The following is a 25,625-nucleotide window of genomic DNA, read 5'->3' as shown; positions in this document are numbered from 1 at the left end:
GATGGCACGCGCACGACGGAACCCGCCCCAGGCGGTATGGCCCTGGGACGAGCCGCCGGGCCGGTCGGCCCGACACCTCGGGAAGCGGCCCGGCCCGCTCTGGCCGCTGTCGGCCGCCACGGTGACGGTGCTGGCCGCGGGCTACGGCTGGCTCGGCGAGGTGGTGGCCGGCACGGCGGGTGCCTTCATCGGCTGCCTGGCCGGACTCGCTGTCGCCGGACTGCTCCACCTGCTGGTACACCGGGTGGTGTCCGGCCGCCCGCCGCCCCGACCGTCACCGCCCCCGCGGGACTGACACCGGCCCGCCTCAGGCCCGTACGGCGTCGAGTACGTCCCGACAGGCGTCGGACGCCTGGTCGGTGGCCTCGGCGCAGATACGGCAGTGCTCGTGGTGCTCGGCGTGCCTGCTGCACAGCTCGTGGCTGCGGCGGCAGGCGATGAGGCAGGCTTCGACCTGGGCTGTGAGCAGCGCCGGGTCGTGGCCGCTGTGCCGGGTCAGGATCCGGCGGGTCGCGGCCGTGACGTCGGCGCAGTCCAGATCCTGGTCGACGGAGGCGCGCAGTTCGTCGGCGTCCTTCTCGGCGAGCATGCCCGTCGCGCAGGCGATGACGGCCGTCTCGCACGCGGTGAGTGTGTCGACGGCACGGGCCAGCACCTCACCTCCGAGGATGCTCTGGCTGGTGACGCTGTCGAGGAGTTCCCGGGTGTGGATCATGACAACCCCAAGGGTGTGAGAAGAGGCGGGGTGTACTCCGCCGACGCTAGTACCGCCCGCGCCGCATCGGAAGCGACGGACACCGCCGAGTGAACGCAGAGGCGCTTGCGCCCGTATGGGACGGAAGGAGCCCAACGGTGCGAGGAGTTACGCGATGTCCGGGAGGTACCGCGGCGGCGAAGCGGTCCGGGCGACGCGCTCCCCGGCCGCCGCCGAGAGCGTCGGCATGTTGCGCCCGGTGCGGGTGGCCGTCGCTGCGGGCCTCTGCGTGGCGATCACGGCACTGGGTCACGCCCTGATGTCCGGCGAACTCCTGCCCTGGTGGACCCTGGTCCTGGGCTTCACGGGAACGGCTTCGGGCGCGTGGTGGCTGACCGGCCGCGAGCGCGGCGCCGCGACCGTGGTCGGGGCAACGGCCCTCGCGCAGGCGCTGCTGCACCTGCTGTTCGACGTGGCCCACACACTGGTCCGCGGACCGGCGGGACCCACCGACGGCATGGACCACACGATGACGTTCTCCCACGCCGGCATGGCCATGCACATGGACCACCCGATGCCGGCGACGGCGATGCCGCACGCCGGGACGAGCGGCGCTCCCGTGTCTCCGCTGGAGTCGGTCCTCGCGCGGCAGGGCTCCACGGGGATGGTCCTGGCGCATCTGCTGGCCGCCGTCGTATGCGGGCTGTGGCTGTGGCGGGGAGAGACGGCGGCCCACCGGCTCGGAAGGGCGCTCGCCGTCACGCTGTTCGCTCCGCTTCGGCGTGCCAGCCGCCTGCTCGAGCGCACCGATTGCGGCGGACGGGCACCGGTGGTCCGGTGGCCGGACGGCTGGACGGAGGCTTTTCCGACGGCCTCCACCGTGCTCAGACACGCCGTCGTCCGCCGGGGACCACCGAGGGCCGGTTCGGCGCTACGGCGCCGATCCACCGGCTCATCGGCTTTCGCACGTCCCTGAGTTGTGTTCAGGTACCCGATGTCGGCCAGGGCCGGTTCACGCCCGCAACCGACGCGTACTCACGCGCGTTGGTCGTCCCCCTGGCCTCCGGCGTGCCCTCCTGCCCAGGCGCAGTCGACGGCGCACGCCCACCGCTCACCGATCGGGAGTTCCATGCACCACCACACCGCCGCCTCCGCATCCACGCCGGGCGGTCCCTTCGCGACCCCAACCGTCCGCAGTGGCAAACGAATTGTCATCTGGGCGGCTCTGGCTGCCGCCGTGACCGCTCTTGTCTCCGGCTGCGGGGGCGACACGGCCGACCATGCATCCTCCAAGACCGGCTCCTCTGCCTCGTCCTCCTCTCACGGAATGGACGGCAGCATGGCCGGCATGTCCGACAAGGCGATGGGGGACCCGTCGGCCACGCCCGCCTACAAGATGGCCGGAGCGTCCGTCGTCAAGGGCACCTTCACGCTGCTCGACACCCGCCCGCCGGGCATGAACGACGTCAAGGGCACGGCCTGGCTGGCCCAGGGGTCCAAGGGCACCACCGTGACGGTCTCCCTGACCGGGCTCAAGCCTGGTCACGTCTACATGGCCCATCTGCACGCCCAGCACTGCTCCGCCGACAACGGCGGGTCGCACTTCCAGTTCGAGAAGGGTGGCCCGGCCAAGCCCCCGAACGAGATCCACCTCATGTTCACCGCCGACAAGTCCGGTATGGGCATGACCACGGTGACCAACTCCCGCAAGACCGGCAAGGACGCGGTCGCGATCGTGGTCCACCCCAACGAGGCACAGGACAACCGGATCGCATGCGCCGACTTCGACTTCTGACGGCGACGGCCGGATCTACCGTGTGTGCGGGCGTGCTGCTGATCCTGGGGAACGCGCCCGCGTACGCCCACACCGCGCTCAAGGACGCCGCACCGGCCCCCGGGGCCACGGTCGGGGCCGGGACCGACGTGGTCAGGCTGACGTTCGACAACCTGACCTCCGGCATCGCGCCGAAGATCAGGATGATCGGGCCGGACGGCAAGGAGATCCCGGTCGGAGAGCCGGTCGTCACCGATACCACCACCGCCTGCGCCGCTGTCTCCCCACTGCCGAAGGGCGTCATCACCCTCACCTACTCGATCACTGCGGGAGACGGGGACGCGCAGACCAACGCCTACCAGTTCGAGGTCGCCACGGGCACCAAGCCCGCCGGTACTCCTCCGGCCTGTGCGGACCTGAGCCTGCCGGCCCCGGCCACAGGCGGCTCGGAGCGCACCTACCTGGGCCTGGGCCGTACCACGGCGACCGCCGCCCTCGCGGGCGCGGTCGTCGTGGCAGCGGGCGGCGGACTTCTCGCCATGCGCGCGCTGCGGCGCCGCAGCGCGCGGGAGGGGAGCGGCTGAGCGTGACGCAGTCCGGGCTTCCGCACCCTGCTGGGGAGCCCGGACGGCGTTCGGTCAGGCGGCGGCGATCCGCCGTGCCGGCTCCTGGTGGTGGGCGGCGCACGGAAACGAGTCCGTGGTCCAGCGCGACGGCTCCGACCGGCCGCCGGGCCCGCCGGCCGCCGCCCGCACCGGGGTGGGGCGGGACATGGCGATGTGGCGGTCGGCAGGCACAGGCCGGGCCACGCTCGGGAAGGCGAATTCCATCGTGGCCCGGTGACGTCATCGTGGCACGGCGTCGGCGTGCCGCAGGAGGTCCGACGCGGGATCTTCCCACGTGAGGATTGTCCCTGTGGCCGCCGGGAACTACTGCCTGCTCCGGGACGACTACATCAGATCGCCCTGTCCCGACGGCGGGGTTCCACGGCGCCGGCGCCGACGGACTCCGCGTGATCGGCCGGGAACTGGAAGGCCCTTCTGTCCGACTGTTTCAAGACAGTGGCTCAAACCGGGCCGCTGCAACGGCGATACGGCGGCGGGGAACCGGGCGCCCGAACGTGTTCCCCACACTGCACCGCTCACCCGGAGGCGACCATGACATCCACGGACTCGGAAAAGCCCAGCCCACCCGTCCCAGCCGATGACGGTGTCGAGGCCACGGCCACCGCGACGGCCACGCCCACCGCCCGGCGACCGGACGGCTTCGGCGCACTGTTGACACGGCTGCACTTCTACGCCGGCGTCATGGTCGCGCCGTTCCTGCTCGTCGCGGCTCTCACCGGCCTGCTCTACACGTTCACGCCGCAACTGGACTCGCTCGTCTACGGCCATGAACTCCACGTCTCCCACGCCGGTGACAGCACTCTGCCCCTGTCCGAACAGGTGGCCGCCGCGCGCGCCGAGCATCCGAAGGGCACGCTGACCGCCGTACGCCCGGGAAACGGCGACGACACCACCCAGGTGGACTTCTCGCTCCCCGAGCTCGGGGAGAAGACGCACACGGTGTACGTCGACCCGTACACCGGTGATGTCACCGGGCAGTTGACCACGTGGTGGACCTCGACCCCGCTGACGACCTGGCTGGACGTCCTGCACCGCGATCTCCATCTGGGCACGGTCGGCAACCTGTACTCAGAGATCGCCGCCAGCTGGCTGTGGGTGCTCGTCCTCGGCGGGCTGGTCCTGTGGTGGCGCCGCTCGCGCGGCAACCGGACCGCCCAGCGTCTGCTGCTGCCGGACCGGAGCGCGAAGAAGGGCGGAGTGCGTCGCGCCCGCAGCTGGCACGCGGTGACCGGCGTATGGATCGCACTCGGCCTGCTGTTCCTCTCCGCGACCGGCCTGACCTGGTCCACCTATGCGGGGGCCAACTTCAGCAAGGCCCTGGACTCGCTGCGGTCCAGCACCCCTTACGTATCCACCACCCTGGGCGACCACGCGGACTCCTCGGGTAGCGGCTCGGCAGCGGCCAAGCAGGCTGACCCGAGTGACATCGACGGCGTCCTGAAGGCGGCCCGGGACGACGGTCTCAGCGGCCCTGTCTCGGTCAGCGTGCCGGAGGACGGTGCCACCGCGTGGACCGTGTCGCAGACCCGCAACCTCTGGCCGGTCGGACGGGACAGCGTCGCCGTCGACGCCTCGACCGACAAGGTGGTCGACCGGGTGGACTTCGCGGACTGGCCCCTGCTGTCCAAGCTGACCACCTGGGGCATCCAGGCCCACATGGGGCTCCTCTTCGGGATCGTCAACCAGATCGTGCTCGCCATGCTGGCCATCGGTCTGATCTACGTGATCGTGTGGGGCTACCGCATGTGGTGGCTGCGCCGCCCCACCCGCTCCGACCGCCGGGCCCTCATGGGCGCCCCGCCCGCCCGGGGCGCCTGGCGCGGAGTTCCCTCCGGGGTCCTCGCCGTCGGCATCGTCGCGGTCGCAGCGGTCGGCTGGGTGATACCGCTGTTCGGCATACCCCTGGCCGCGTTCCTCGCCGTCGACCTGGCCGTGGGCGCCCTCCGGGGCCACCGTGCGGCCGGATCCGCACCCACCGGCTGACCGCCGATCCTGGCCGGGACGCGCAACCTCCGCGTCCCGGCCCGGCGGCCTGCCCGAGACCCCGTCAACCGACGCGAGCTCGCGTGCCCCGGACGGGTGACACACACCACAGCCAGGAACTGGCCCGGGGAGCGCCACGACTCAGTGAACGACGACACCGGATGAACAGCCGAACCGGTGCATCCGTATCAAGAAACATACGAACGCCTCAGTCGCACCCAGGAGTTGCGCCATGACACGCAAGCAGTACCTCGTCACCGGCATGAGCTGCCAGCACTGTGCCGCGAGCATCACCGAGGAACTCTCCGAGGTCCCGGGAGTCACCGAGGTGGACGTCGACGTCACGGCCGGGTCCGTCTCCGTCGGCGGCACCGACCTGGACGACGGGCGGCTGCGCGCGGCGATCGTGGCGGCGGGGTACGAGGTGGCAGAGAGGGCCGCGGCCTGACGAACACACCGCACCGCCGGCCGCTGGACCTTATCCGGCCACGGCGTCCCGGACGTCAGCGAGCGCCAGGGCGCCTGGAAGCGGCTGCGGGACGGCGCCCGCGCGGGCCCGACACCACACGGTCCACCGTCATGTGCAGCCCCCCACTCATCCCCAGCCCGATGACCGCGCCAGCCACGGCCCCGGGCCCTTCCCCGACGAGGGAACCCAGCCAGGCGTAGCCTCCGGCGACCAGCACCGTCGTCAGAACGGACAGGGACCACAGCCCCTTCAGACGCCCGCTCGCCGCCCGGCCGCGCCTGCGGGCGACCGGCGGCTCCCACGGCCACGCCCCCTCCGCGAAGGTCATCTGTCCTTCCAGAGTGCCGTGCACGGAACCCCCACCTGCTTCCTGCCTCGCCTCCGCCCGCCAGCCGACAGCTGAAGGCGCCCCCGATATCTCCCCGGACGGAGTCGCGGAAAACAGCGAACCGACAGAATTCCGCGCGGCGTCGACGGCGGGTGTGTCCCCATACCGTGCCGCGGCACCGGCGGGTCGGCGACCTCAAGCCAGCACGGCGAACATGACGGCCATGCCCAGCGCCATCGCCGCATGACACGCCGGAGCCAGGACATCAAGGGGCCCCGCGTCCACCACGGGCCCGCCCTCCCTCGGCCGGCCATCTCCCTGTCGGCCCCGCGCCCGGTCGAGCGCACGGCTGAGCCAGGCCAGACCGAACACCCCCAGCACGACCGCGAGAACCACTGCAGTCACGACGGGCACGGTCCCGCTCAGACTCATGGCGGCCAGGCCCGTCTCACCCGCCATGTCCATCCCCGGCATGTCATGCATCCCGCCCGCCCCCGTGCCGCCCGCCACCGTCCCCGCCGAGTCCATCGCCGACACCATCCACGCCATGGCCGCCATCATCACGACATGGGGGAGTGCCCCCAGCACCGCCCGGCCTCGCGAGTCCCCCTTCGCGCGGAGCGGAGCCACGACGACGAACCACACAGCTCCCCCGGAGAACAACACGACCTGCGGACCTGCCGGAAGGTCCGCCCCCCAGGGCCAGGCCATCGCGATCATCAGCAGCCCCATGGCCGCGTGCAAGGCGTGGTCCACCCGATCAGCGGCGCCCGTACCGGGCAGAACCAGCCTCCACAGCCCGTACAGGACGGGCACGGCGAACATCAGACTCAGCACCCAGCGCAGCCCGCTCGCGGCAATCACCGGACCACCTCAACTTTCGGACGCCGTAAGGCGCTGACGAACGAATTCAGGGCCAGACGCACGGGTGCGGGGGTCTCCTGTGTCGCCCTGCCACCGACGACCTGCGAAGGGCCGTACCAGGAGTCGGCGGGACGGTGGTGCGAGTTCCGGACTCATGCCGTGAGCAGCGTCACACCCGTTGCGAGAAATCGGTGCCGACAGGGTGGCGTAGCCATCGGAGGGCAGCGGCACGCCCGTACGCCGGGCGTGCCTTGCCTCCCCGTGATCGCAGAGCAGTGGGACTGATGTCGACTCGCGAGTCTGATGCGGTGGTTGTAGAAGGCGTGAGGATTTCACGCATGTGCGGGCGCCTGCCGGGTAACGTGGAACTCCTCATCCCCTGACGTGCTGCCCGTGCTGGATCGGTGCTGGATAAGCGGGCATTTACGCAGGTCAGAGCCTCGCATTTGAGTTCCGCTTCAACGTGTGACGTCTCGTCAAGAAACTGTGCCCGACCCGCTTGTTGGCGGGTCGGGCATGAGCGTTTGTCCGCGGGGAGTCCTCGCCCCGTGATGGAGGGCAGTGGCAGGTCTGGTCGCCTGGCAGGGACACTGCCTCAGACCTTGATGACCTCCACGGAAGGGCCGCACAGGAGCTTCAGGTCCTCGGGGTCGGACGTGAGGGCGGTGACCGGCCGGGGTGCGCTGCGGGCGATGACGGCGAAGGCGGCACCGATGGCGTACTTGTGGCCGGAGAGGTGATGAGTGCGTAGAAGCGCGGCGGCCTGGTCGGTGATCTCCTCGGTGACGTCGTGAACGTCGACGCGGGAGAGGACCCACTTGATACGGGCCGGGTGGATACGCTCGCGGTCGGCCTCAAGAGTGGTCATGGCGCTGGTGGCGACGCGGATGCCCTCTTCCGACGCCGCTTGGACCAGAGCCACGATGGTCCGGTCCTTGCGGTAGAGCTTCGAGAGGCCTTCGCTGTCGAGCAGGAGGGTGCCGGGCATCAGGCGGCGGCCCCGCCGGCCTGCCGGTGGTCGTGGCGCAGCAGCGCCCGGGCGGCCTCGACCTCCTCGCGGGTGAGAACTTCGTTCTCGGTCTCGAAGTCGGCGACGATCTCCCGGAGCTTGTCCATGGCGACCCGCTGTTCAAGGGCCTCGGCGACGTAGGCGGAGAAGCCACCGGGGCCGACGTGGGCGCGTACGGCCTCGGCGAGGTCCTCGGGGAGACTGACGGAGTACTTCCTACTACCGCTCATGCCGCCGGTCCTACCCGCAGTCGTAAGCCTTCGGTGGTGAGAAGTCCCGCAGGTGCGCCTGATCCGCGCCGGCTTCTCCCGCATCCTCGAGACCGCGAGAAGGTGGCCTCCGGTCTGCGGCAGCGCAGGGCAGGCGCCCCGTCCGATGGGGCATCGGCATGTCACCCGGACAGGACGGGCACCCCGAGCAGGGCCGGATTCGGCGGTGGGAGGAGGCGGCGGCTGCGAAAGCGGGGCGGGACGCGTGGGGCGTGGTGAGCGTGACACGGTCGCAAGGGGAGCGCGACTGTACGAGGCGGCGCAGGAAGTGGCCGGTGACCACGCCAGGGCGGTCGAGGCGGTGCGGGCGGCGCTCGGCCCTATGAGTGCGGATGGACAACTGCCCCGGTCAGAGGGTGAAGACGATCTTGCCGAAGTGGGTGCCCGAGGACATGCGGGTGAAGCCTTCGGGGGCTTCGGTCAGGGGGAGGGTGTGGTCGATGGTGGGGCGGGTGCCGGTGGTGGTGCAGAAGGCGAGCAGGGAGGTCAGCTCGTCCCTGGTGGCCACGGTGGAGCCGATGACGGTGAGTTCCCGGCGGAAGACACGGGTCAGTTCGGCGTGGGCGGGGCGGTCGCCGGTGGTGGCGCCGGAGATGACCAGGGTGCCGCCTCGGCGGAGGGAGCGGACCGAGTGGGACCAGGTGGCGGCGCCGACGGTCTCGAGGACGGCGTCGACCGGGTGGGGCAGGCGTGCGCCGGGTTCGACGGCGTCGGTGGCGCCCAGGGTGAGGGCGCGGGCGCGTTTGAGAGGGTCGCGGCTGGTGGCGTAGACGCGGAGGCCGGCGGCTCGGGCGAGGGCGATCGCGGCGGTGGCGACTCCGCCGCCGGCGCCCTGGACGAGGACCGAGTCGCCGGGGCGGACGCGGGCCTGGGTGAAGAGCATGCGGTAGGCGGTGAGCCAGGCGGTGGGGAGGCAGGCGGCCTCCGCGAAGGAGAGTCCCGGTGGCTTGGGGACGAGGTTCGCGGTGGGGACGGTGACCTGCTCGGCGAAGGTGCCCTGGTACTTCTCGGTGAGGATCGAGCGTGACTCGCCGGGGGCGAGCCCGTGGCCGGTGAGGCCGACCACGGGATGGACGACGACCTCGTTGCCGTCCTCGTCGACGCCGGCGGCGTCGGTGCCCAGGATCATGGGGAGCCGCTCCACGGTGAGACCGACCCCGCGCAGCGACCACAGGTCGTGGTGGTTCAGCGAGGCGGCCCTGACGGTCACGCGGCTCCAGCCCGGGCGGGGGCGGGGGGCCGGAAGCTCCCCGAGGCGCAGGCCCCGCAGGGGCTCGGGCAGTCCGATCTCGGCGGCGTAGGCGGCGAACATGTCGGGGAGCTCACCACTCCCGCTGCGGGAAGTTCTCGCCGCCGCACCAGTGGACGACGGTGCCGCCGTAGCTCATGCCGGCGCCGAAGCCGAGCAGCAGGACCCTGTCGCCGGGCACGAGGCGGCCCGTGCGCTCGGCCTCGGCGAGGGCGATGACGACGCTGGAGCCGCTGGTGTTGCCGAACCGGTCGGCGACGATGACGGCCTTGCCGGCCGGCTGGCCGAGGCGGCGGACCAGCTCCCGTACGAGGGTGGGGTTCGCCTGGTGGGTGACGACCAGCTTCAGCTCGTCGAGGGCGACGCCCGCCGACGCGACCACCTCGTCGACGAACCCGGGGACCACCGAGAGGGCGAAGTCCTTGACGCCCTTGCCGTCCATGCGCGTCACGTTCGCTCCGCTGAAGCGGTTCAACCGGCCTTCCTCGGCGACGCGTTCGATGTACGCCGTGTAGTAGCGCTCCGGGTCCGTGCCGAGGAGCGTCCGGCCGATGCCGGGGCTGTCCGCACAGCGCTCCAGGAGGTAGCAGGCCGCGCCGTCGCCGAAGATCGCGTGCTGGGTGCGGTCGTCCGGGTCGTTGAGCTGGGCCACCGTGTCGGCGACGACGACGGCGACGCGCTCGTACTGCCCCGACTCCATGTACTTGTGGCCGACGTCCAGGGCGAAGAGGCCGCCGGCGCAGCCGCCCGCGTTCACGTCGAAGCCGGGCACGCCGCGGACCTGCGCCTTGCGCAGGACCAGCGTGGCGACCGCCGGGATCATGTGGTCGGGCGTGGAGGTGCAGCAGATCAGCAGGTCGATGCTCGCCGGGTCCACGAAGGCCCGCTTGCAGGCGTCCTCCAGCGCGCCGAGCGCCAGGTCCGAGGTGAACTCGTCGGGCCCGGCGATCCGCCGGCCGGTGATGCCGAGCCGCTCGCGCATCCAGGCGTCGCTGGTGTCGAAGCGCTCGACGAGCTGCGCGTTGGTGACCTCCCGCTCCGGGAGGCAGACGCCTATGGAGCGTATGCCGACGCCGGTGGGCACCCGCGTACTGTCGACGGACCCCGTCATGGTGGACTCGCTTCCCCTGTCTCGGACACTGTCCTGTCAAGAACTGCGGTGCCGCAGGCCGGACGACATCCGCACCGCGCCGTCGACGCGGATCGTCCCGCCGTTGATCATCGGGTTGTCGATGACGTGGGCGACCAGCGCGGCGAACTCGGCCGGGTCGCCCCACCGCCGCGGATGCACGAGATCGTGGTCCAGCTCCGCGCGGGCCGCCTCGGGCACCGTGGCGACCGCCGGCGTCGCGAAGAAGCCCGGCGCGACGGTGACGACGCGGATCAGGGACCCGGCCAGCTCGCGCGCGAGGGGCAGCGTCATGGAGACGACGCCGCCTTTGGACGCGGCGTAGGCCGCCTGCCCGACCTGCCCCTCGAAGGCCGCGAGGGACGCGGTGTTGACGATCACGCCGCGCTCCTCGCCGGCCGGCTCGTTCGCGGCCATGCGCGCGGCGGCCAGGCGTACGACGTTGAACGTGCCGACCAGGTTGGCCGTGACGACCTGCACGAACCGGTCCAGGGAGTGCGGGCCGGACCGGCCGAGCACCCGCGCCGCGTGCGGCACCCCGGCGCAGTTCACGACCGCGCGGAGGGAGCCGTGCCGCTCCGCCGCGTCCAGCGCCCCGGCCACCTCCGGCTCGCTCGCCACGTCGCCGCGGACGAACACCGCCTTCCCGTCGAGGGACTTCAGCGCCGCCTCACCGCGCTCCTCGCTCCGGCCGAGGAGGACCGGGACGACACCGGAGGCCATCAGCCTCGCGGCGACGGCGAGTCCGAGACCGGACGTGCCGCCGGTGACCAGCGCTGCCGTGGTGGGTGACATCAGATCTCCTCGTCCGGGCCGCCGGGACGCCGGGAGGCGCCGAGACGTTCCGAGATGATCGCGGCGAGCTCGCGCGGCCGGTGGGTGACGAAGTAGTGCCCGCCGCCGGGGATCCCGGCCAGCTCGACGTGGGCCGCGTACCGCTTCCAGTCCGTGTACGCGTGCGCGTAGCCGCGGGTGGCGGCGTCCTCGTCGCCGATGACGACGACGAGCGGGGCGTCGAGCAGCCGGTGGCGGCCCTCCTCGGCCTCGATCTGGAAGCGCAGGCCCTGCGTCATGTCGTGCCGGAGCACCGCCAGGACCGTCCGCAGATCCCCTTCGTCCAGGACGCCGTCGAAGCCGCCGAGCGACTTCATGTGGGCGTACAGGGAGTCCGCGGGCCAGTCCCGGGCGCGCTCCAGTTCCGGCACGGGAGCGGTGGACGGCAGCGCGGCGCCGATGAACACGGCGGCCGGCCGCCGGCCCTGTCGCTCCACGCGCTGCGCGACCGCGACGGCGAGGGCCGAGCCGGCGCAGTGGCCGTACACGGCGAAGGGGCCGTCGAGCGCGTCGAGGATCTCCGCGGCGATGAGGTCGGCCGTCTCGTCCAGGCCGAGCAGGGGTTCGCCGGCGTGCGTCGGGTCGTGGCCGGGCAGCGCGGCGCTCCAGGTCGCGATCCCGGGGGCCAGCTCGGCGGCGAGGCGGTGGTAGGCCGCCGCGGTGCCGCCGCCGTAGGGCACGCAGACGAGGGTCGGGGTCCGCTCCGTCATGGCGTCCCCGCCCTTGGTCAGGGGCCGCAGGAGGCGTCGCCCTCCGGTGTCGTGGAGCTCCTGGACCCGGCGGGCCAGCCGCTGCGGCGTCGGGTGCTGGAAGACGTCGAGGACCTCGGTGCCCCGGCCGACGGCGCGGGCCACCCGTACGGCCTTGAAGGAGTCGCCGCCCAGGTCGAAGAAGTCGTCGCGGACCGAGAGGTCCGCCACTGCGAGGACGGTCCGGAAGGCGTCCAGGACGATCCGCTCGGTGGGTGTCGCCGCCGTGTCGTCCCGGCCGCCGGTGACGACCGGGTCCGGCAGGGCGCGGCGGTCGAGCTTCCCGTTGGAGGTGAGGGGGATCCGGTCGATCGCCGTCACGGTGGCCGGCACCATGTGGGAGGGGAGTCGGCGGGCGAGGCGGCGGCGCAGGCCGGCCGTGTCGGGATTGGCCGGACCGGTGGGCACGACGTACGCGGCGAGCACACTGTCGCCGACCGCGTCCTTCCGGACGACGACGCGGCAGTCCGCGACCGCCGGGCAGGCCCGCAGCTCGGCCTCGATCTCGCCGAGCTCGATACGGAAGCCGCGCACCTTCACCTGGTCGTCGGCGCGGCCCTCGTACCGCAGGAGGCCCTCGGCGGTGCGGCGGGCGAGGTCGCCGGACCGGTACATGCGGGAGCCGGGCGGCCCGAACGGGTCGGCGACGAAGCGCGCGGCGGTGAGCCCCGGGAGGTTGAGGTACCCGCGGGCGAGCTGGGCGCCGGCCACGTAGACCTCGCCCGTGACCCCGGGGGGAACGGGGCGCAGCCGCTCGTCGAGGACGTACAGCGCGAGGCCCGGCAGGCTGCGCCCGATCAGGCTCCCGGCCCGGTCGGCGGTGCGGGACCGGTCGAGCGCAAGATGGCTGGCGTGGACCGTGGTCTCGGTGATCCCGTACATGTTGACCAGCACCGGCTCGTCGCCGGGATGCAGCGCGTACCACTGCGCCGGCTGCCGGAAGTCGAGCGCCTCGCCGCCGAAGACGACGTAGCGCAGAGCCAGTCGCCGGCCCAGCGGCGGATCGTCCGCGTACGCCCGGAGCAACTGCTGGAACGCCGAGGGCGTCTGGCTCAGGACGGTGACGGCCTCGTCCACCAGGACCCGGAGGAAGCGCTCCGGCGCGCGGCGGGTGGCCGGGGGCACCAGGACGAGCCGGCCCCCGTGCAGGAGGGGCCCCCACAGTTCCCAGACGGAGAAGTCGAACGAGAAGGAGTGGGCCGTCGACCACACGTCGTCCGTGCGGAGGTCGAAGAGCTCACGGCTCGCGGAGAACAGGTCGAGCACGTTGCCGTGCGGGACGACCACGCCCTTGGGCCGCCCGGTGGAGCCCGAGGTGTGGATGACGTAGGCGGCGTCGTCCCGGGTGAGGCGACGGCCGAGCTCCTCGGGGCGCAGGTCGTCCGGGGGGAGGGCGGCCAGGGCCGCGAGGGTGTCCCCGGCGGCGGTGTCCAGGAGCGTCTTGGCGGGCACCAGGGCGACCGCGGAGGCGTCGATCAGCAGCGAGGGCTTCGCGTCGGCGAGCAGGGACTCGACCCGCTCCGGTGGGTACTCCGGGTCGACGGGAACGTACGCGGCGCCCGCCTTGAGGACGGCCAGGAGCGCCACCACGAGGTCGACGGAGGGCGGCAGACGGACGGCGACCAGCCGGTCGGGGCCGCAGCCGCGCCGCAGGAGCAGACGGGCCAGCCGGTTGGCCCGCGCGTTCAGCTCCCCGTACGTCAGGGCCTCGCCTTCGCACGTCACGGCGGTGGCGGCCGGGTCGAGGCGGGCCCGCTCCTCGAACGCGGCCACGAGGGTAGGGGGTCCGCCGGACGACTCCGGCCGGCGCGGGCGCACCCGTAGGAGGGCGTGCCGCTCCTCGTCGCCGAGGACGCCGATCTCGCCGAGGGGACGGCCGGCCCCCGCGAGGACCTGCCGGAGGAACGCGTCGAACCGCGCCCGGTGACCGACGAGTCCGTCGGCCTCGTAGAGGCCCGGGTTGGCGTCCAAGGTGAACGTCAGTTCTTCGGGCGTCGCGTACACGCCCAGCATGAAGTCCTCGATCGGGCCAGGCGCGAGATTGCCCAGCCGGGCGGGGCATCCGTCGAACGACAGCGGCGTGCCGAGCGACATGACATTGGCCGTGGGGCCGAAGACGCGGGCGGTCCCGCGCCGGGTGCGCAGGTCGCGTCGGATGTCCTCGAACCGGTGCCGGCGGTGGGCGCGCGTCTCGTCGATCTTCGCGCTGACGCGGGCGAGCAGGTCCAGGAAGCTGTCCTGCGGGGAGCAGGCGACCCGCAGCGGGACGATGTTGGAGACCATGCCGGGGGTCGTCGCGGCCGCGTCCGTGTGCCGGTTGGAGACCGGGAGCCCGAGGACGGCCTCGGACGCGCCGGTGACCAGGGCGGTGTACGCGGCGAACGCGGCGATCACCGCGCGCGGCCACTTCACGCCGTGGGCGCGGGTGAAGGCGGCGAGCAGCTCCCGGAGTGCGGGGTCCGCGTACCAGGTCTCTCTGAGGGCGACGCCCGTCGGCGGCAGGGACGTGTCGGAGAACGCCGGCACGCGGTCGAGGTCGTCGAACACGCCGAGCCAGTACCGGCGGTCCTCCTGGAAGCCGGCCGAGGCACGGTAGCGCCGGTCCTCCTCGACCAGGGCGGCGAGGGGACCGAAGGGGGTGGCGGCCGGTGCCCGGCCGGCGGCCAGCGCGCCGTGGACCTCCGCGGCGCGCCGGACCAGGAGCAGCGAGCCCACGCCGTCGGAGACGATGTGGTGCAGCTGCCAGAACCACAGGTGCCGCTCCGGCGAGAGGCGGAGCACCGCGGTGCGCAGGACCTCGCCCCCGGCGGGGTCGAGCGGGGAGTGGACGCGTGCGCGCATCCACTCCCGCGCCGCCCGCCAGGGGTCCGCCTCGTCGGTCAGGTCGACGAGCGGCACGGGATGGTCCGGTACGGCCCCGACCTGCTGCCACGGTCCGTCCGCGTCCTCGCCGAAGGACACGGACAGCGCCTCCGCCTCGGCGAAGGTCCTGCGGACGGCCTCCCGGAGGAGTCCCGGGTCGAGTGGCCCCTCGATGTCCAGGAACTCGGCGTAGGCGTAAGCGAGTTTCGAGGTGTCCAGCCGCTGGCCGTACCAGATCCCGGCCTGGCCTTCGGTGAGCGGAAGCCGGGACGGGAAGCCGGCGGGTGAACCAGACACGTCGGAGCCCTCTCGTGTGAGGAGGGCCGGACGACCCGGCCCTCCCGTGCGGTGCTGCTGCGTGTGGGGGGTGTACGGCTACCGGGAAGTGGCACCGGTGCCGCGACAGATCTCCAGGAGCGCCATCGCGATGGCCGTTCCCTGCCGTCCGTACGCCTCGGTGTAGGGGGAGATGACGCGCATCTCGCGGGTGAGGTCGGTACGGGTGCCGCCGGCGGCCTGGCGGATGCGCTGGATCTCGCGGGAGAGCTCGCGGCGGCGTTCCACCAGGGCTCGGATCTCCGCGTCCACGACGTCGAGGTCGGCGCGGAGGGCGGACACGTCCGCGAGTGCGGTCGACCGGGTCTGCGGCATGGTCAGTTGCCCCAGGTGTGGCCGAGCGGGCCGAGCAGGTTCACGACCGTCTCGGTCAGCTCCGCCGTGGCCGAGATCGTCCCGCCGGCGGGGGACTCCTCCGCGGCCGTGGCCGAGGGGGCCGCCGCGAGGGCCGCGAGAGCGACCAAGGCCACGGTGGCGGCTCTGCGGGTGGCCGGCTTGGCGGTGCTGCGGGTGATGATGCGCATGGGTGTCGTCTCCAGCATTCACGTCGGTGGGGTGGTCGTTCTCGGTGATGCGATCCTCACACTCACCGCGAGTCCCGTCAGCACTACGCAATGTCAGGGTCCTGTGATGGCAACTCCCTGTCAGGCAAGCTGTTTTGGGCGCCCGCGCCGAGCGCCTCCAGGGCGCTGACGAGTGGCCGGGCCGGCGCCCAGCCGAGCTGCGCGCCGAGCGCCGTGGGCAGCGCTCTCGTCACCAGACGGGCGGCCGCCCGCTCGGTCTCCCCGCTGTCGGCATGGCCGAGGAACAGCGTCAGGTGCGTCCCGCCGTCGGGTGCGCGCAGCACGTGGACGTGCTCCAGATGGTCCTCGGGTCGTGCCACACGGCGGATCCGGTCGATGAGCGGGGGCTCGCCGGGCAGCGCTCCGGCGGGCACGGTCGTCGTCACCAGGTACATGAGTTGCGCCTCCGCGAATATTCGGTGCATCGACTCCTGTACCCCTGCGTAAGGTTGCCCTGACTCGGAGTGGGCTGGGATGATCGGGGGGACTGTGGTCTGCTTCGTGCAGTCGGCGGGGGAACTTCGGGGGGAGTCGAGTGACGGGACAATTGGGTCTTGATGCGGACGCCGAGGCGGTGTACCGCATCCTTCTGAAGCGGCCCAGGGCGGGTGTGGCGGAGATCGCCGAGGGGCTCGACTGGCCCGTGGAGCGCGCCGAGCGCACCTTGGACAGGCTGGCCGAGCTCACCCTCATACGGAACTCCTCCGAAGAACTGGGCAAGGTCCGCCTGGTCAACCCGGAGTTCGGGCTCGCCGGCCTCCTGCAGCGCCGGGAGCGGGAGCTGGCCCAGCATCAGCAGGCCGTCGCCGCCACGCGTCTGGCGATCACCCAGATGCTCACCGAGTACGGCGACGACACCGAGGCGCAGACCGACGAGGTCCGCCGCTACACCGGCTTGGACGCCATCAACTCCCAGATCGAGCGGCTGTCGCAGGGCGCCGAGAGCAGTGTCGAGGTGTTCGCGCCCGGCGGCGCCCAGACGGAGGCCGCCCTGGAGGCCGCCCGGCCTCTCGACAAGGCCACCGTCGAGCGCGGCGTCCGGGTCCGCTACATCTACCTGGACTCGGTGCGCAACGACCCGGCCACGCTGAACTACGCGCGCTGGCTGAACGACATCGGCGGCGAGGTGCGCGTGCTGCCTCAGCTGCCGCCCCGCATGATCATCTTCGATCGCCGGGCCGCCATCGTGCCCATCGACCCCGAGGCCGCCGCCCGCGGCGTGCTGATCCTGCGGGGCGCCGGCGTCGTCACCGCCCTGGTGTCGCTCTTCCGGGAGACCTGGACGCGCGCCCAGCCGCTCTGCGGGAACCGGAGCACCACGGCGGACCCGGAAGGACTCACCCGGCAGGAACAGGCCGTCCTCGACCTGCTCTTCGAAGGTCACACCGACGACGTCGTCGCCCGCAAACTCGGCGTGTCCGTACGCACCGGCCGCCGTATCACCGCCGACCTGATGGCCCGTCTGGGGGCGCGCAGCCGCTATCAGGCGGGAGCGCTGGCCATGGAGCGCGGCTGGCTCGGCAGGAGCACCCGTACCGGCGAGAACCATGTCGGGGACGACGACGGAGCGCCCGCCGCGACGGCCGCGGACGCGCCCGCCGGCGACTGAGACCGCCCCGCGCGCAACACCGTTCGACGACCTCATCGCGCGTGCACGGGCGACGGCAGCGGCGCGTCGACCGCGTCGGGCACGCAGGAGGTACGGGCGGTGTCGACCGCGTCGGGCACCGAGAGCGTACGGGGCGTGTTGACCGCGTCGGGCACGGGCATGCCGGTGAGCGCGAGCAGCACCGACTCGGCCGCCTGGGTGCCGGCCCGCTCCTGCGCCTCGGGCGTGCTCGCGCCCAGGTGCGGTGTGGCGATCACGTTGTCCAGCTCGAACAGCGGGGAGTCCGTGCAGGGTTCCTGCGCGTACACGTCCAGGGCGGCGCCGGCGATCCTGCCCTCCTTGAGCGCCGCGTACAGCTCCTGCTCGTCGACGATGCCGCCGCGCGCCGCGTTCACGATCCGCAGGTCGGGGCGGACGCGCCGGAGGGCGTCGAAACCGATCAGCCCGGCCGTCGCCTCGGTCAGCGGCAGGTGGACCGTGAGGAACTGGGCCCGGGCGAGGAGCCCGTCGAGGCCGGTCAGCCGCACGCCGAGGATCCGGGCGTGCTCCTCGTCCGCGTACGGGTCGTACGCGATCACCTCCATGTCGAACGCGGCGAACCGGCGCGCCACCAGCGAGCCGATCCGGCCGAGGCCGAGGACGCCGAGCGTCTTGCCCGCGAGCTCCACGCCGGTGAACGAACTCCGCGCCCAGCGGCCGTCCTTGAGCGCGGCGGACGCTTGCGGGACGTGCCGGGCGAGGGCCAGGAGCAGGGCGACGGCGTGTTCGGCGGCGCTGACGACGTTGGACGCGGGGGCGTTGGCGACGAGCACGCCGGCGGCGGTGGCCGCGGTGACGTCCACGTTGTCGAGGCCGACCCCGGCCCGGGCCACGACCTTGAGCCGCGGCGCCGCGGCGAGGGCCTCGGCGTCGATGCGGGTGGCGGAGCGCACCAGCACCGCGTCGGCCCCGGCGAGCGCGGCGAGCAGCGCCGGCCGGTCGGTGCCGTCGACGTGCCGCACCTCGACGGAGCCGTCCCGGGTGAGGATCTCCGCGGCCTGCGGGCTGAGCGCGTCGGCGATGAGGACGACGTACTGACTCATGGGGCGACCGGCCTTTCCGATGCGTGAAGAGTGAGGACACGTGGTGTCGCGGGGCCGTGTGCCGCCGCGACGGCCGCGGCGAGCAGCGCGGACCCGTCGTGCGCGGTCGGGCGCACCGGGGCGCCCACGGAGGCGAGCGCGGCCAGATGGCCGGCGCCGGCGTCCAGGTCGTACAGGTGCAGGGGGAACCGGGGCTGCTCCGGGCCCGACCAGGAGAGCAGCAGGGGCCAGGCGTCGGGCCCGGTGACGTGCAGCAGCTCGGGGGGTACGGAGAGCCCGTCGCCGGTCGCCTTGAGCAGGGCCTCCTTGCGCGTCCAGTAGCGCACGAAGCCGGTGGGGCGGCGGGGTTCGGGGAGCGCCGCGAGGACCGCGCGCTCCGGCCCGCGCAGCACCCGCGCCGCGGTCTCCGGGGCGTACGGGGCGATCCGCTCCACGTCCACGCCGACCTCGGTGCCGAGCGTCACGGCGACCACCACCCGGTCGCCGGAGTGCGACCAGGACAGCCCGAGCGGCCCCGGCGGGCGGGGTTTCCCGTGCGGGCCGCCGCACCGCTTGCAGGTGGCGGTCAGTGTCAACTCCCCGGCGGGAACGCCGAGATGGGCGGCGGTCACGGTGCGGGCGAGCGCGTGCGCGGTGATGTGGAGCGCCCGCGCGGCCGGCTGCCGCAGCCGGCGGGCGCGGGCTCGTCCGTCCTCGTCGAGGAGGCCGCGCAGTGCCGGGTGGGCGTCGCGGGACGACGCCCACCACAACTGGCAGACACCGGGCCGGAGCGCCGGCACCGGTTCCGCGGCCGCGGCCGTCACAGCCCGCCGTCCACGGGCAGCACCGCGCCGGTGACGTACGAGGCGCGGCCCGAGGCCAGGAAGGCGACGGCCTCGGCGACCTCCGCCGCGAGCCCGGTCCTGCCCAGCGCGGTGCGCTCGGCGACCTGCGCCCTGACCTGGTCGTCGAGCACGGCCGACATGTCGGTGTCGATCAGGCCCGGGGCCACCGCGTTGACGCGGATGCCGCGCCGGCCGACCTCCTTCGCGAGGGAGCGCGAGAAGGCGATGATCCCGGCCTTGGACGCCGCGTAGTTGGTCTGCCCCGCATTGCCGTAGAGACCGGAGACGGAGGCGACGGTCACGATGCTGCCGGCCCGCCGCTTCATCATCGGGAAGACCACCGCCCGGCAGACGTGGTAGACGCCGTCCAGATTGGTGTCCACGACCTCGTGCCAGTCGCTGTCGCCCATCATCAGCAGGGGCTTGTCCCGGGTGATGCCGGCCGAGGTGACGGCGACCGTCACCGGTCCGAAGTCCCGTTCGGTGGCCTCCACCCAGTCCCGCACGGACTGCGCGTCGGCGACGTCGACCCGCCGCGCCAGCGCCCGGGCGCCGAGGCCGTTCAGCTCCTTCGCCACGTTCGCGGCGGCCTGTTCGTCGCCGCGGAAGCAGAAGGAGACGTCGTGCCCGTCCCGCGCCAGCCGCAGGGCGACGGCCCGGCCGATACCGCGTGAGCCGCCGCTGATCAGGGCGACCGGCCGGTCGCCCGCCGTCCCCCCGCCGCTCACGCGTCCGCCCCGTCCGTCAGCAGCCGCAGCACCGCGCACCCCACGGGACCGTCCGGGTCCGTGGTGGTGACCAGGGCGACGCGGCCCGGCTCGCCCGGCTCCGACAGCAGCGCCGCGAGCTGGTACGCCCCGGTGGCCGCGGCCGTCTCGCCGAGCAGCGCGACGGACGCCGCGCGGCCGCGGACCTGTGCCGGGAACAGCTCCTCGTGCACCCGCAGCTCCTGCTCGCCCGCCGCGCCGGGGGCCTGCGAGGGCACCGCCGCCCATACCGCGTCGGCCGCGACGCCCGCCTCGGCGAGTGCGGCGCGCACCGCCGCCGTGAGCGCCCCGGCGAAGCCGCCGTCCGCCGCCACCCGGTGGTGGACCGCGAGCACCTCGGCCAGCGGCTCGCCGGTCGCGGCGTCGCCGGACTCCAGGAGCACCATGACGCAGCCCTCGCCCAGCACCACGTCGGTGCCGTGGGCGGCGTGCGTGAGGTGGGCGCGGGTCGCCGAGTACTCCTCGGCCGAACCGGCCAGCACCCGCTCCGCGCGCCCGTCGGCGAGGAGCCGGCGCGCCTGGTCCAGGGCGACGAGACCGGAGAGCCGGCCGGCCGCCACGGTGGTGTTGGGGCCCTTGAGGCGGTGGCGGATCGCGCTGGCCGAGGCGGCCCTGTTCATCGCCATGTTGGGGGTCTTCGACGGTGACACGTCGATGGGGCTGGCCCCTTCGAGGGAGGACTTGGTGAACTCCATGAACCCCTGGACGCTTCCGGAGCCGATGCCGAGCACCAGGCCGGTGCCGAGCTCGGCGTGCTCGCCGTCCGGGCCGGCGCCGGACAGCAGCTCCCGGACGGTCACCGCGGTGAGGCCCGTCAGCCGGTCCATGCCCCGGGTGCCGGCCTTCCCCAGCGCGTCGCGGACCTCGAAGCCGGGCACGACGCGGGCGGTCGCCTCCGGGTCCGCGGTCCACTCCTCGGGTCCGGCGGACGCGGGCGCCTCGGCGCGGGCGCGCAGGCCCGCCGCGAGCGGGTCGCGGCCCGTGCCGTACGGCGACACGGCCGCCCATGCGGTGATGACCGCGGTACTCATCGGACGTACTCCCCTCGGGGGCTCTCGTGGCGGCCGAGCAGGACGACGGCGTTGTTGCCGCCGAACGCGAGGCCGTTGTTCTGCACGATCCGCACGTCGGCGTCGACGGACGTGTTCGGCACCACGTCGACGGGGCAGTCCGGGTCGGTGGTGCGGTGGTTGGCCGTCGGCGGGACGAAGCCGTACCGGACGGCGAGCGCGGACGCGATGGCGCCCAGGGCGCTGGCGGCCCCCATGGTGTGCCCGATCATCGCCTTGACGCCGACGGTGCGCGGCGGCCGGTCCCCGTAGACCTGGCGGATGGCCGCGACCTCGGTGGTGTCGTTGGTCGGCGTCCCGGTGCCGTGCGCGGAGATCAGGTCGACCTCCTCCGGCTTGACGGAGGCGTTCTCCAGGGCGAGGCGGATGCAGCGGGCGACGCTGTCCTCTTCGGGCGCGGTGGGGTGTGAGGCGTCGCAGTTGACGCCGTAGCCGAGGACCTCGGCGTAGATCTCCGCGCCGCGGGCGAGCGCGGACTCCTCGCTTTCCAGCAGCAGCAGGCCCGCGCCCTCGCCGGTGAGCAGGCCCGTCCGCCCGGTGTCGAACGGACGGCACTCGTCGGGCGCGACGAGGCCGAGCCGGGCGAAGCCCGCGAACGTCTTCCGGTTCAACGCGTCCGCCCCGCCGACCAGGGCCCATTCGGAGCGGCCGCTGCGGATGGCGTCGAACCCGGCGCCGATCGCGTAGTTGCCGGCGGCGCAGGCGGTGGCGACCGTCGAGGTCTCCACGTCGGACAGGCCCAGTTCGCGGACGACGCCGAGCGCGAGGCCGCCGGTGGCGGTCCGGCCCAGGCTCGCGCCGGTGAAGGCGGCGAGCCCGAGGGTGAGCGCGGACTCGGTCAGCAGGTCGAGCTCGCCGACCTCGCCGTCGGTGGTGCCGACGACGACGGTGCCGCGCCGCTCGTGCAGCCAGGTCTCGTCGAGGCCGGCGTCGTCGAGCGCCATCCGGGCGGCGGCGGCCGCGAACCGCGTCGCCCGGCCGGCCGCTTCGGGCCGCACCCGGCGGAGCACGGCGGCGGCGTCGAAGCCGCGCACCTGGTGGCCGCGGCCGCTGGGGAAGCCGGTGGTGTCGAAGACGGTGATGTCCCCGGTGCCGACCCGGCCGGTCCGCAGGCCCTCGGTGAACTCGGCGATCCCGTTGCCGATGCTGGACAGCGCGCCGCATCCGGTGAGGACGACGCGGCGCGGCCCCGCGGCGGGGCCGTCCGTTCTCCGGGCGGCGCTCACGGCCGGCGCCTTTCCGCGCCGACGAGGACGGCGAGGACGGCGTCCAGGTTGACCAGCTTGACCAGGTCGTCCTGCGGGATGACGACGCCGAGCTCCTTCTCGATGCGGGAGAGGATCTCGATGGCGCCCAGCGAGTCCGCGCCGTGGTCCTCGATGAACAGGCTGGTGCCCGTCAGCTCGTCGTCCTCGAGCTCCAGGGTGTCGACGATGATGGCCCGGACGGCCGTGACGTCCACGGAAGTGTTCGCAGTCATGGCAGCTGCCTCTCGGATCTGGATGGCCTGCGTGTCAGGCGGCGGAGCGGATCAGGGACTTCGGACGCATGTCGGTCCAGGTGCGCTCGATGTGCTCGAGCGCGGCCTCGCGGGGACCGGCGGGCAGGACGGTGGTCCAGCCGGCCGGGACGGCCGCGAACTCGGGCCAGAGGCAGTGCTGCCCCTCGTCGTTGACCAGCACCAGGAAGGTGCCGTTGTCGTCGTCGAACGGGTTGTTCTTCATGGTTTCCCTTCCTCGGGGAATACGTCCGGATTTCGCGTTCAGAGTCGTCCGGGAAGCTTCCGGAGTTTCTTCGTGAATTCTCTCGGTGAGGCACGGGGGAACTCGTCGGAATTTCGCGTGAGCGGGATCCGTGCGAATTCCCCCGCGCGTTCACCGCAGTCGTTCGAGGTGGGCGGCGATGATCCGGCCGATCGCCCGCTGCGGTTCGGGCCGCATCATTCCGTCGTGGTCCGAGTCGATGCCGTGGTGGGTGACGCTGCCGCCGATGTACGGCTCCCACACCGCGACCGTCGGGGAGTCCTCGTCGGCGCCCCGCTCGGCCGAGAGGAAGAGCACGTCCCCGCCGAAGCGGTCCGGGACGAACTCGGCGCTGAGGACCGCGTGGTTGCGCACGATCCGCAGCAGCCGGGCCAACTGCTCCTCGTCCAGTCCGGCCAGCGGGTTGGCGTCCCGCCGGAACAGCTCCAGGACCTCGGAGAGCGTGGGCTCGCCGCCGGCGAACGCCGCCGCGTCGTAGCCGCAGTACTCCAGGATCTTGGCGATCAGGGCCCGGTCGTCCGGGATGCCGTCCGGCTCGGGGACCGGATAGCCGTCCAGGTTCGCGAGGAGCGCGACGCGGTGCCCGAGCCCTTCCAGGCGGGTGGCCGCCGCGTGGGCGAGGAGTCCGCCGAAAGACCAGCCGAGAAGATGGTAAGGCCCCTCCGGCTGAATTTCCAGAATTCTGCGGACGTATTCCCTGGCCATTTCCTGCACCGATCCCGGAAGCGGGGCTTCCGTGATGATTCCGGACGCCTGGAAACCGTAGACGGGGAATTCCTCCGCCAGGTGCTCGGCCAGTCCGAGGTAGGGCCAGCTGAGCCCCACACCGCCGTGCAGGAAGAACAGCGGCTCACGGGTGCCGTCGGGCCGGACGGGCAGCAGGGTCTCGAACGCCTCGGCGAGCAGCGCGGGCCGCCGCCCGCCGGCCCCGCCGGTCACGGACGGGCGGGTCGCGGCGAGTTCGCCGGCCCTGCGGGACAGGGTGCGCAGCGCACGGAACCAGCCCTCGGCCAGCGCCCCGGCGTCGTCCGGTTCCAGCAGCCGGCCCGCCCACGTCCAGTTGGCGATCAGGACGGGCCCGTCGGGGCCGTCCTCGACCAGCGCGTCCACCTCGACGGTGTGGCCCAGCGGCATGCCGCCGGCCGTCGCCGCGAACGCCTCCCGCGCCTCGGGCGCGGCCGCCCATCCGCCGTCGTACCACTCCACCGAGGCGAAGCGGCCGAGGTAGTTGAAGCCGAGCTGCGGGTCGACCGCGGGCAGCGGGGCGGTTCCGTCGCCGAGGTGACGCAGGATGCCGTGGCCGAGCCCGTGGTCGGGGAGCGCGGCGAGCTGCTCGCGCATCTCCTTCACCGCCTGCTCGGCGCCGAGCGCCGCGGCCCTCAGCAGCACCGGGTGGGTGCCGGTGAACCAGCCGACGGTACGGGAGAGGTCCACGCCCTCGCGCAACTGCTCGCGCCCGTGGGTCTCGACCTCGACGAGCAGGCTCCGGCCGCGCCACTCGGCGACCGCGAGGCCGAGGCCGGCGAGCAGCACGTCGTTGATCTCCGCCTGGAAGGCGGCGGGGCCGTGCTCCAGGAGCGGGCCGGTGTGCTCGGCCGGCAGGGCCAGGCGCAGCGTCCGGGCCGTCGCGTACGTGTCCTGGGCCGGGTCCAGCGCCCGCGCGCCGACCGGCTGCTCCTCGTGCGACAGCAACTTCGTCCAGTACGGCACTTCCCCGGTGCGCGAGGCGGCCTGCTCCCGGAGGAGGCCGGACCAGTGGCGCAGCGAGGTGCCGACCGGGCCGAGGGCCGCGTCGGGCCGCTCGTACGCGGTGAGCAGGTCGGGCAGCAGCACGCGCCAGGAGACGCCGTCCACGACGAGGTGGTGCAGCATCAGGACCAGCCGGCCGGGGCGGCCCGCCCCGCGGTCGATCCACACGGCCTGGAGCGTGACCCCGTCGCGCGGGGCGAGCCGGTCGCGGGCCGCCTCCGACTGGGCGGCCACCGCCCGCCGCAGCAGCGCCTCGTCCTCGTACGCCCGGTGGCCCGCGTCGATGCGGGTCACCAGCGGCGCGACCCGCACGGTCCCCGGTTCGCCGATCACGAGCCGCCAGTCGTCGGGACCCCGGCCCGCCAGGCGCAGCCGCAGGGCGTCGTGGTGGTCGACGACCCGCTGGAGCGCCCCGGTGAGCCGCTCCAGGTCCAGATCGGCGGGGGTGGTCAGGACGACGGACTGGTTGAACCCGTCGATCGGGCCGCCCTCTTCGAGGAGCCGCAGCATGACCGGGAGGGGCGCCAGCTCGCCCACGCCGTCGTCGGTGCCGACGATCTCGGCCGGCTCGGCGTCGCCGACGGCGGCGGCCAGCGCGGCCACCGTCTTGTGGGTGAACACATCGGCCGCGGTGACCCGCAGCCCGGCCCGCCGGGCGCCGGCGACCACCTCGATGGAGCGGATGCTGTCGCCGCCCAGGTCGAAGAAGCTGTCGTCGATGCCCACGGACGGTAGCCCGAGCACGGCCGCGAAGACCTCGCAGAGGGCGCGCTCGGTGTCCGTACGGGGCTCCCGCGCGGGACCCTGCACATGGGCCGAGGGGTCGGGTGCGGGGAGGGCTTTGCGGTCGATCTTGCCGTTGGGGGTGAGGGGGAGTGCGTCGAGGGTGAGGAAGGTGCTGGGGACCATGTAGTCGGGCAGGACGTCGGCGAGTGTCGTCCTGGGGTTCTGGGTGGTGCCGATGAGGTAGGCGGTGAGGCGTCCGTGGTGGACGGTTGTGGCGGCGTCGGTGATGCCGGGGAG

General features: G+C 73.2%; 26 protein-coding genes and 1 pseudogene. 7 read left to right on the top strand and 20 right to left on the bottom strand.

Annotated features, from left to right (window positions below; translation table 11 throughout):
- Window position 1: 1 nt before the first annotated feature.
- On the top strand, window positions 2–295 hold the full coding sequence (locus tag ACIOC0_RS37925) for a hypothetical protein (RefSeq protein WP_402161229.1): 294 nt from the start codon (window positions 2–4) through the stop codon (window positions 293–295).
- Window positions 296–307: 12 nt separating this feature from the next.
- On the opposite strand, the gene ACIOC0_RS37920 is transcribed toward ACIOC0_RS37925, so the two are convergent.
- Entirely contained in the window at window positions 308–715 is a 408-nt protein-coding gene (locus tag ACIOC0_RS37920) for a hypothetical protein (protein WP_402161227.1), read from the bottom strand.
- A 154-nt stretch (window positions 716–869) separates the two neighbouring features.
- On the opposite strand from ACIOC0_RS37920, the gene ACIOC0_RS37915 reads away from it, so the two are divergent.
- The 3 genes from ACIOC0_RS37915 to ACIOC0_RS37905 all read left to right on the top strand — a co-directional run bounded on the left by ACIOC0_RS37915 (window position 870) and on the right by ACIOC0_RS37905 (window position 3,052).
- Window positions 870–1,670 carry a hypothetical protein gene (locus ACIOC0_RS37915; RefSeq protein WP_402161225.1) on the top strand — a complete coding sequence of 267 codons (801 nt, stop codon included), beginning with the start codon at window positions 870–872 and terminating at the stop codon, window positions 1,668–1,670.
- A 372-nt stretch (window positions 1,671–2,042) separates the two neighbouring features.
- Complete coding sequence (locus ACIOC0_RS37910) at window positions 2,043–2,489, top strand: superoxide dismutase family protein (RefSeq protein WP_402161223.1); 447 nt, start codon at window positions 2,043–2,045, stop codon at window positions 2,487–2,489.
- 32 nt (window positions 2,490–2,521) lie between these two features.
- The gene (locus ACIOC0_RS37905; RefSeq protein WP_402161220.1) at window positions 2,522–3,052 is read left to right on the top strand and encodes a copper resistance protein CopC; all 531 of its coding nucleotides are present in this window, start codon (window positions 2,522–2,524) and stop codon (window positions 3,050–3,052) included.
- A 54-nt stretch (window positions 3,053–3,106) separates the two neighbouring features.
- On the opposite strand, the gene ACIOC0_RS37900 is transcribed toward ACIOC0_RS37905, so the two are convergent.
- On the bottom strand, window positions 3,107–3,298 hold the full coding sequence (locus tag ACIOC0_RS37900) for a hypothetical protein (RefSeq protein WP_402161217.1): 192 nt from the start codon (window positions 3,296–3,298) through the stop codon (window positions 3,107–3,109).
- A 327-nt stretch (window positions 3,299–3,625) separates the two neighbouring features.
- Here ACIOC0_RS37900 and ACIOC0_RS37895 point away from each other — a divergent pair, with 327 nt between their 5' ends.
- Both ACIOC0_RS37895 and ACIOC0_RS37890 read left to right on the top strand, forming a co-directional pair.
- Window positions 3,626–5,077, top strand: a complete 1,452-nt coding sequence (locus ACIOC0_RS37895; RefSeq protein WP_402161215.1) for a PepSY-associated TM helix domain-containing protein — start codon at window positions 3,626–3,628, stop codon at window positions 5,075–5,077.
- A 232-nt stretch (window positions 5,078–5,309) separates the two neighbouring features.
- A complete protein-coding gene (locus tag ACIOC0_RS37890; protein WP_402161212.1) occupies window positions 5,310–5,525 on the top strand; it encodes a heavy-metal-associated domain-containing protein in 216 nt (71 codons plus the stop codon).
- A gap of 544 nt (window positions 5,526–6,069) precedes the next feature.
- Here ACIOC0_RS37890 and ACIOC0_RS37885 read toward each other — a convergent pair.
- From ACIOC0_RS37885 to ACIOC0_RS37840, 10 genes are all read right to left on the bottom strand, one after another.
- On the bottom strand, window positions 6,070–6,738 hold the full coding sequence (locus ACIOC0_RS37885; RefSeq protein WP_402161210.1) for a DUF5134 domain-containing protein: 669 nt from the start codon (window positions 6,736–6,738) through the stop codon (window positions 6,070–6,072).
- Between the two features lie 595 nt (window positions 6,739–7,333).
- On the bottom strand, window positions 7,334–7,726 hold the full coding sequence (locus tag ACIOC0_RS37880; protein ID WP_402161208.1) for a DNA-binding protein: 393 nt from the start codon (window positions 7,724–7,726) through the stop codon (window positions 7,334–7,336).
- Window positions 7,726–7,977: a hypothetical protein gene (locus ACIOC0_RS37875; RefSeq protein ID WP_402161205.1), complete on the bottom strand. Its 252-nt coding sequence runs from the start codon at window positions 7,975–7,977 to the stop codon at window positions 7,726–7,728. Before ACIOC0_RS37875 ends, ACIOC0_RS37880 begins: the two co-directional genes overlap by 1 nt.
- 388 nt (window positions 7,978–8,365) lie before the next feature.
- Window positions 8,366–9,328 carry a zinc-binding dehydrogenase gene (locus ACIOC0_RS37870; protein WP_402161203.1) on the bottom strand — a complete coding sequence of 321 codons (963 nt, stop codon included), beginning with the start codon at window positions 9,326–9,328 and terminating at the stop codon, window positions 8,366–8,368.
- Between the two features lie 10 nt (window positions 9,329–9,338).
- Window positions 9,339–10,376, bottom strand: a complete 1,038-nt coding sequence (locus ACIOC0_RS37865; protein ID WP_402161201.1) for a 3-oxoacyl-ACP synthase III family protein — start codon at window positions 10,374–10,376, stop codon at window positions 9,339–9,341.
- Window positions 10,377–10,412: 36 nt separating this feature from the next.
- A complete protein-coding gene (locus ACIOC0_RS37860) occupies window positions 10,413–11,189 on the bottom strand; it encodes an SDR family NAD(P)-dependent oxidoreductase (RefSeq protein WP_402161198.1) in 777 nt (258 codons plus the stop codon).
- Window positions 11,189–15,136: an amino acid adenylation domain-containing protein gene (locus ACIOC0_RS37855; RefSeq protein ID WP_402161196.1), complete on the bottom strand. Its 3,948-nt coding sequence runs from the start codon at window positions 15,134–15,136 to the stop codon at window positions 11,189–11,191. The genes ACIOC0_RS37860 and ACIOC0_RS37855 overlap by 1 nt, the downstream gene beginning before the upstream one ends.
- A 78-nt stretch (window positions 15,137–15,214) precedes the next feature.
- Window positions 15,215–15,490 carry a chorismate mutase gene (locus ACIOC0_RS37850; protein ID WP_402161195.1) on the bottom strand — a complete coding sequence of 92 codons (276 nt, stop codon included), beginning with the start codon at window positions 15,488–15,490 and terminating at the stop codon, window positions 15,215–15,217.
- Between the two features lie 2 nt (window positions 15,491–15,492).
- Window positions 15,493–15,699: a hypothetical protein gene (locus tag ACIOC0_RS37845; protein WP_352246736.1), complete on the bottom strand. Its 207-nt coding sequence runs from the start codon at window positions 15,697–15,699 to the stop codon at window positions 15,493–15,495.
- An 83-nt stretch (window positions 15,700–15,782) separates the two neighbouring features.
- Window positions 15,783–16,163, bottom strand: coding sequence for a hypothetical protein (locus tag ACIOC0_RS37840; protein WP_402161192.1), 381 nt, complete (start codon window positions 16,161–16,163; stop codon window positions 15,783–15,785).
- Window positions 16,164–16,273: 110 nt separating this feature from the next.
- On the opposite strand from ACIOC0_RS37840, the gene ACIOC0_RS37835 reads away from it, so the two are divergent.
- Complete coding sequence (locus ACIOC0_RS37835) at window positions 16,274–17,347, top strand: LuxR C-terminal-related transcriptional regulator (RefSeq protein WP_402161190.1); 1,074 nt, start codon at window positions 16,274–16,276, stop codon at window positions 17,345–17,347.
- A gap of 137 nt (window positions 17,348–17,484) precedes the next feature.
- Here the strand turns inward: ACIOC0_RS37835 and ACIOC0_RS37830 are convergent.
- The 8 genes and pseudogenes from ACIOC0_RS37830 to ACIOC0_RS37795 form a co-directional block, all read right to left on the bottom strand.
- Window positions 17,485–18,429, bottom strand: a pseudogene (locus ACIOC0_RS37830) (hydroxyacid dehydrogenase); the annotation flags it as partial.
- Window positions 18,426–19,232 carry a 4'-phosphopantetheinyl transferase family protein gene (locus ACIOC0_RS37825; RefSeq protein WP_402161188.1) on the bottom strand — a complete coding sequence of 269 codons (807 nt, stop codon included), beginning with the start codon at window positions 19,230–19,232 and terminating at the stop codon, window positions 18,426–18,428. The pseudogene ACIOC0_RS37830 and the gene ACIOC0_RS37825, both read right to left, overlap by 4 nt.
- The gene (fabG, locus tag ACIOC0_RS37820; RefSeq protein WP_402161185.1) at window positions 19,229–19,981 is read right to left on the bottom strand and encodes a 3-oxoacyl-[acyl-carrier-protein] reductase; all 753 of its coding nucleotides are present in this window, start codon (window positions 19,979–19,981) and stop codon (window positions 19,229–19,231) included. Before fabG ends, ACIOC0_RS37825 begins: the two co-directional genes overlap by 4 nt.
- Window positions 19,978–21,051, bottom strand: coding sequence for a beta-ketoacyl synthase N-terminal-like domain-containing protein (locus ACIOC0_RS37815; RefSeq protein ID WP_402161183.1), 1,074 nt, complete (start codon window positions 21,049–21,051; stop codon window positions 19,978–19,980). The genes fabG and ACIOC0_RS37815 overlap by 4 nt, the downstream gene beginning before the upstream one ends.
- Entirely contained in the window at window positions 21,048–22,316 is a 1,269-nt protein-coding gene (locus ACIOC0_RS37810; protein ID WP_402161182.1) for a beta-ketoacyl-[acyl-carrier-protein] synthase family protein, read from the bottom strand. Before ACIOC0_RS37810 ends, ACIOC0_RS37815 begins: the two co-directional genes overlap by 4 nt.
- Entirely contained in the window at window positions 22,313–22,570 is a 258-nt protein-coding gene (locus ACIOC0_RS37805) for an acyl carrier protein (RefSeq protein ID WP_402161180.1), read from the bottom strand. The genes ACIOC0_RS37810 and ACIOC0_RS37805 overlap by 4 nt, the downstream gene beginning before the upstream one ends.
- A 34-nt stretch (window positions 22,571–22,604) precedes the next feature.
- Window positions 22,605–22,814, bottom strand: coding sequence for an MbtH family protein (locus ACIOC0_RS37800; RefSeq protein WP_351097890.1), 210 nt, complete (start codon window positions 22,812–22,814; stop codon window positions 22,605–22,607).
- Window positions 22,815–22,964: 150 nt separating this feature from the next.
- Window positions 22,965–25,625, bottom strand: a 2,661-nt coding sequence (locus ACIOC0_RS37795) for an alpha/beta fold hydrolase (protein ID WP_402161177.1), incomplete at its 5' end; no start/stop codon positions are given.

Origin of the sequence: Streptomyces sp. NPDC088254 (assembly GCF_044740925.1) — a bacterium.
In the GTDB taxonomy this organism is placed as follows: Bacteria; Actinomycetota; Actinomycetes; order Streptomycetales; family Streptomycetaceae; genus Streptomyces.
This window is presented reverse-complemented; position numbering and strand designations above follow the sequence as displayed.

Excerpts from the sequence above, each read along its gene's own strand:
- ACIOC0_RS37815 (WP_402161183.1), bottom strand. The coding sequence starts at position 21,051 with ATGAGTACCGCGGTCATCACCGCATGGGCGGCCGTGTCGCCGTACGGC.
- ACIOC0_RS37915 (WP_402161225.1), top strand. The coding sequence starts at position 870 with ATGTCCGGGAGGTACCGCGGCGGCGAAGCGGTCCGGGCGACGCGCTCC.
- ACIOC0_RS37920 (WP_402161227.1), bottom strand. The coding sequence starts at position 715 with ATGATCCACACCCGGGAACTCCTCGACAGCGTCACCAGCCAGAGCATC.
- ACIOC0_RS37865 (WP_402161201.1), bottom strand. The coding sequence starts at position 10,376 with ATGACGGGGTCCGTCGACAGTACGCGGGTGCCCACCGGCGTCGGCATA.
- ACIOC0_RS37925 (WP_402161229.1), top strand. The coding sequence starts at position 2 with ATGGCACGCGCACGACGGAACCCGCCCCAGGCGGTATGGCCCTGGGAC.
- ACIOC0_RS37880 (WP_402161208.1), bottom strand. The coding sequence starts at position 7,726 with ATGCCCGGCACCCTCCTGCTCGACAGCGAAGGCCTCTCGAAGCTCTAC.
- ACIOC0_RS37890 (WP_402161212.1), top strand. The coding sequence starts at position 5,310 with ATGACACGCAAGCAGTACCTCGTCACCGGCATGAGCTGCCAGCACTGT.
- ACIOC0_RS37850 (WP_402161195.1), bottom strand. The coding sequence starts at position 15,490 with ATGCCGCAGACCCGGTCGACCGCACTCGCGGACGTGTCCGCCCTCCGC.
- ACIOC0_RS37800 (WP_351097890.1), bottom strand. The coding sequence starts at position 22,814 with ATGAAGAACAACCCGTTCGACGACGACAACGGCACCTTCCTGGTGCTG.
- ACIOC0_RS37805 (WP_402161180.1), bottom strand. The coding sequence starts at position 22,570 with ATGACTGCGAACACTTCCGTGGACGTCACGGCCGTCCGGGCCATCATC.
- ACIOC0_RS37900 (WP_402161217.1), bottom strand. The coding sequence starts at position 3,298 with ATGGAATTCGCCTTCCCGAGCGTGGCCCGGCCTGTGCCTGCCGACCGC.
- ACIOC0_RS37840 (WP_402161192.1), bottom strand. The coding sequence starts at position 16,163 with ATGCACCGAATATTCGCGGAGGCGCAACTCATGTACCTGGTGACGACG.
- ACIOC0_RS37845 (WP_352246736.1), bottom strand. The coding sequence starts at position 15,699 with ATGCGCATCATCACCCGCAGCACCGCCAAGCCGGCCACCCGCAGAGCC.
- ACIOC0_RS37870 (WP_402161203.1), bottom strand. The coding sequence starts at position 9,328 with ATGTTCGCCGCCTACGCCGCCGAGATCGGACTGCCCGAGCCCCTGCGG.
- ACIOC0_RS37895 (WP_402161215.1), top strand. The coding sequence starts at position 3,626 with ATGACATCCACGGACTCGGAAAAGCCCAGCCCACCCGTCCCAGCCGAT.
- ACIOC0_RS37875 (WP_402161205.1), bottom strand. The coding sequence starts at position 7,977 with ATGAGCGGTAGTAGGAAGTACTCCGTCAGTCTCCCCGAGGACCTCGCC.
- ACIOC0_RS37860 (WP_402161198.1), bottom strand. The coding sequence starts at position 11,189 with ATGTCACCCACCACGGCAGCGCTGGTCACCGGCGGCACGTCCGGTCTC.
- ACIOC0_RS37910 (WP_402161223.1), top strand. The coding sequence starts at position 2,043 with ATGTCCGACAAGGCGATGGGGGACCCGTCGGCCACGCCCGCCTACAAG.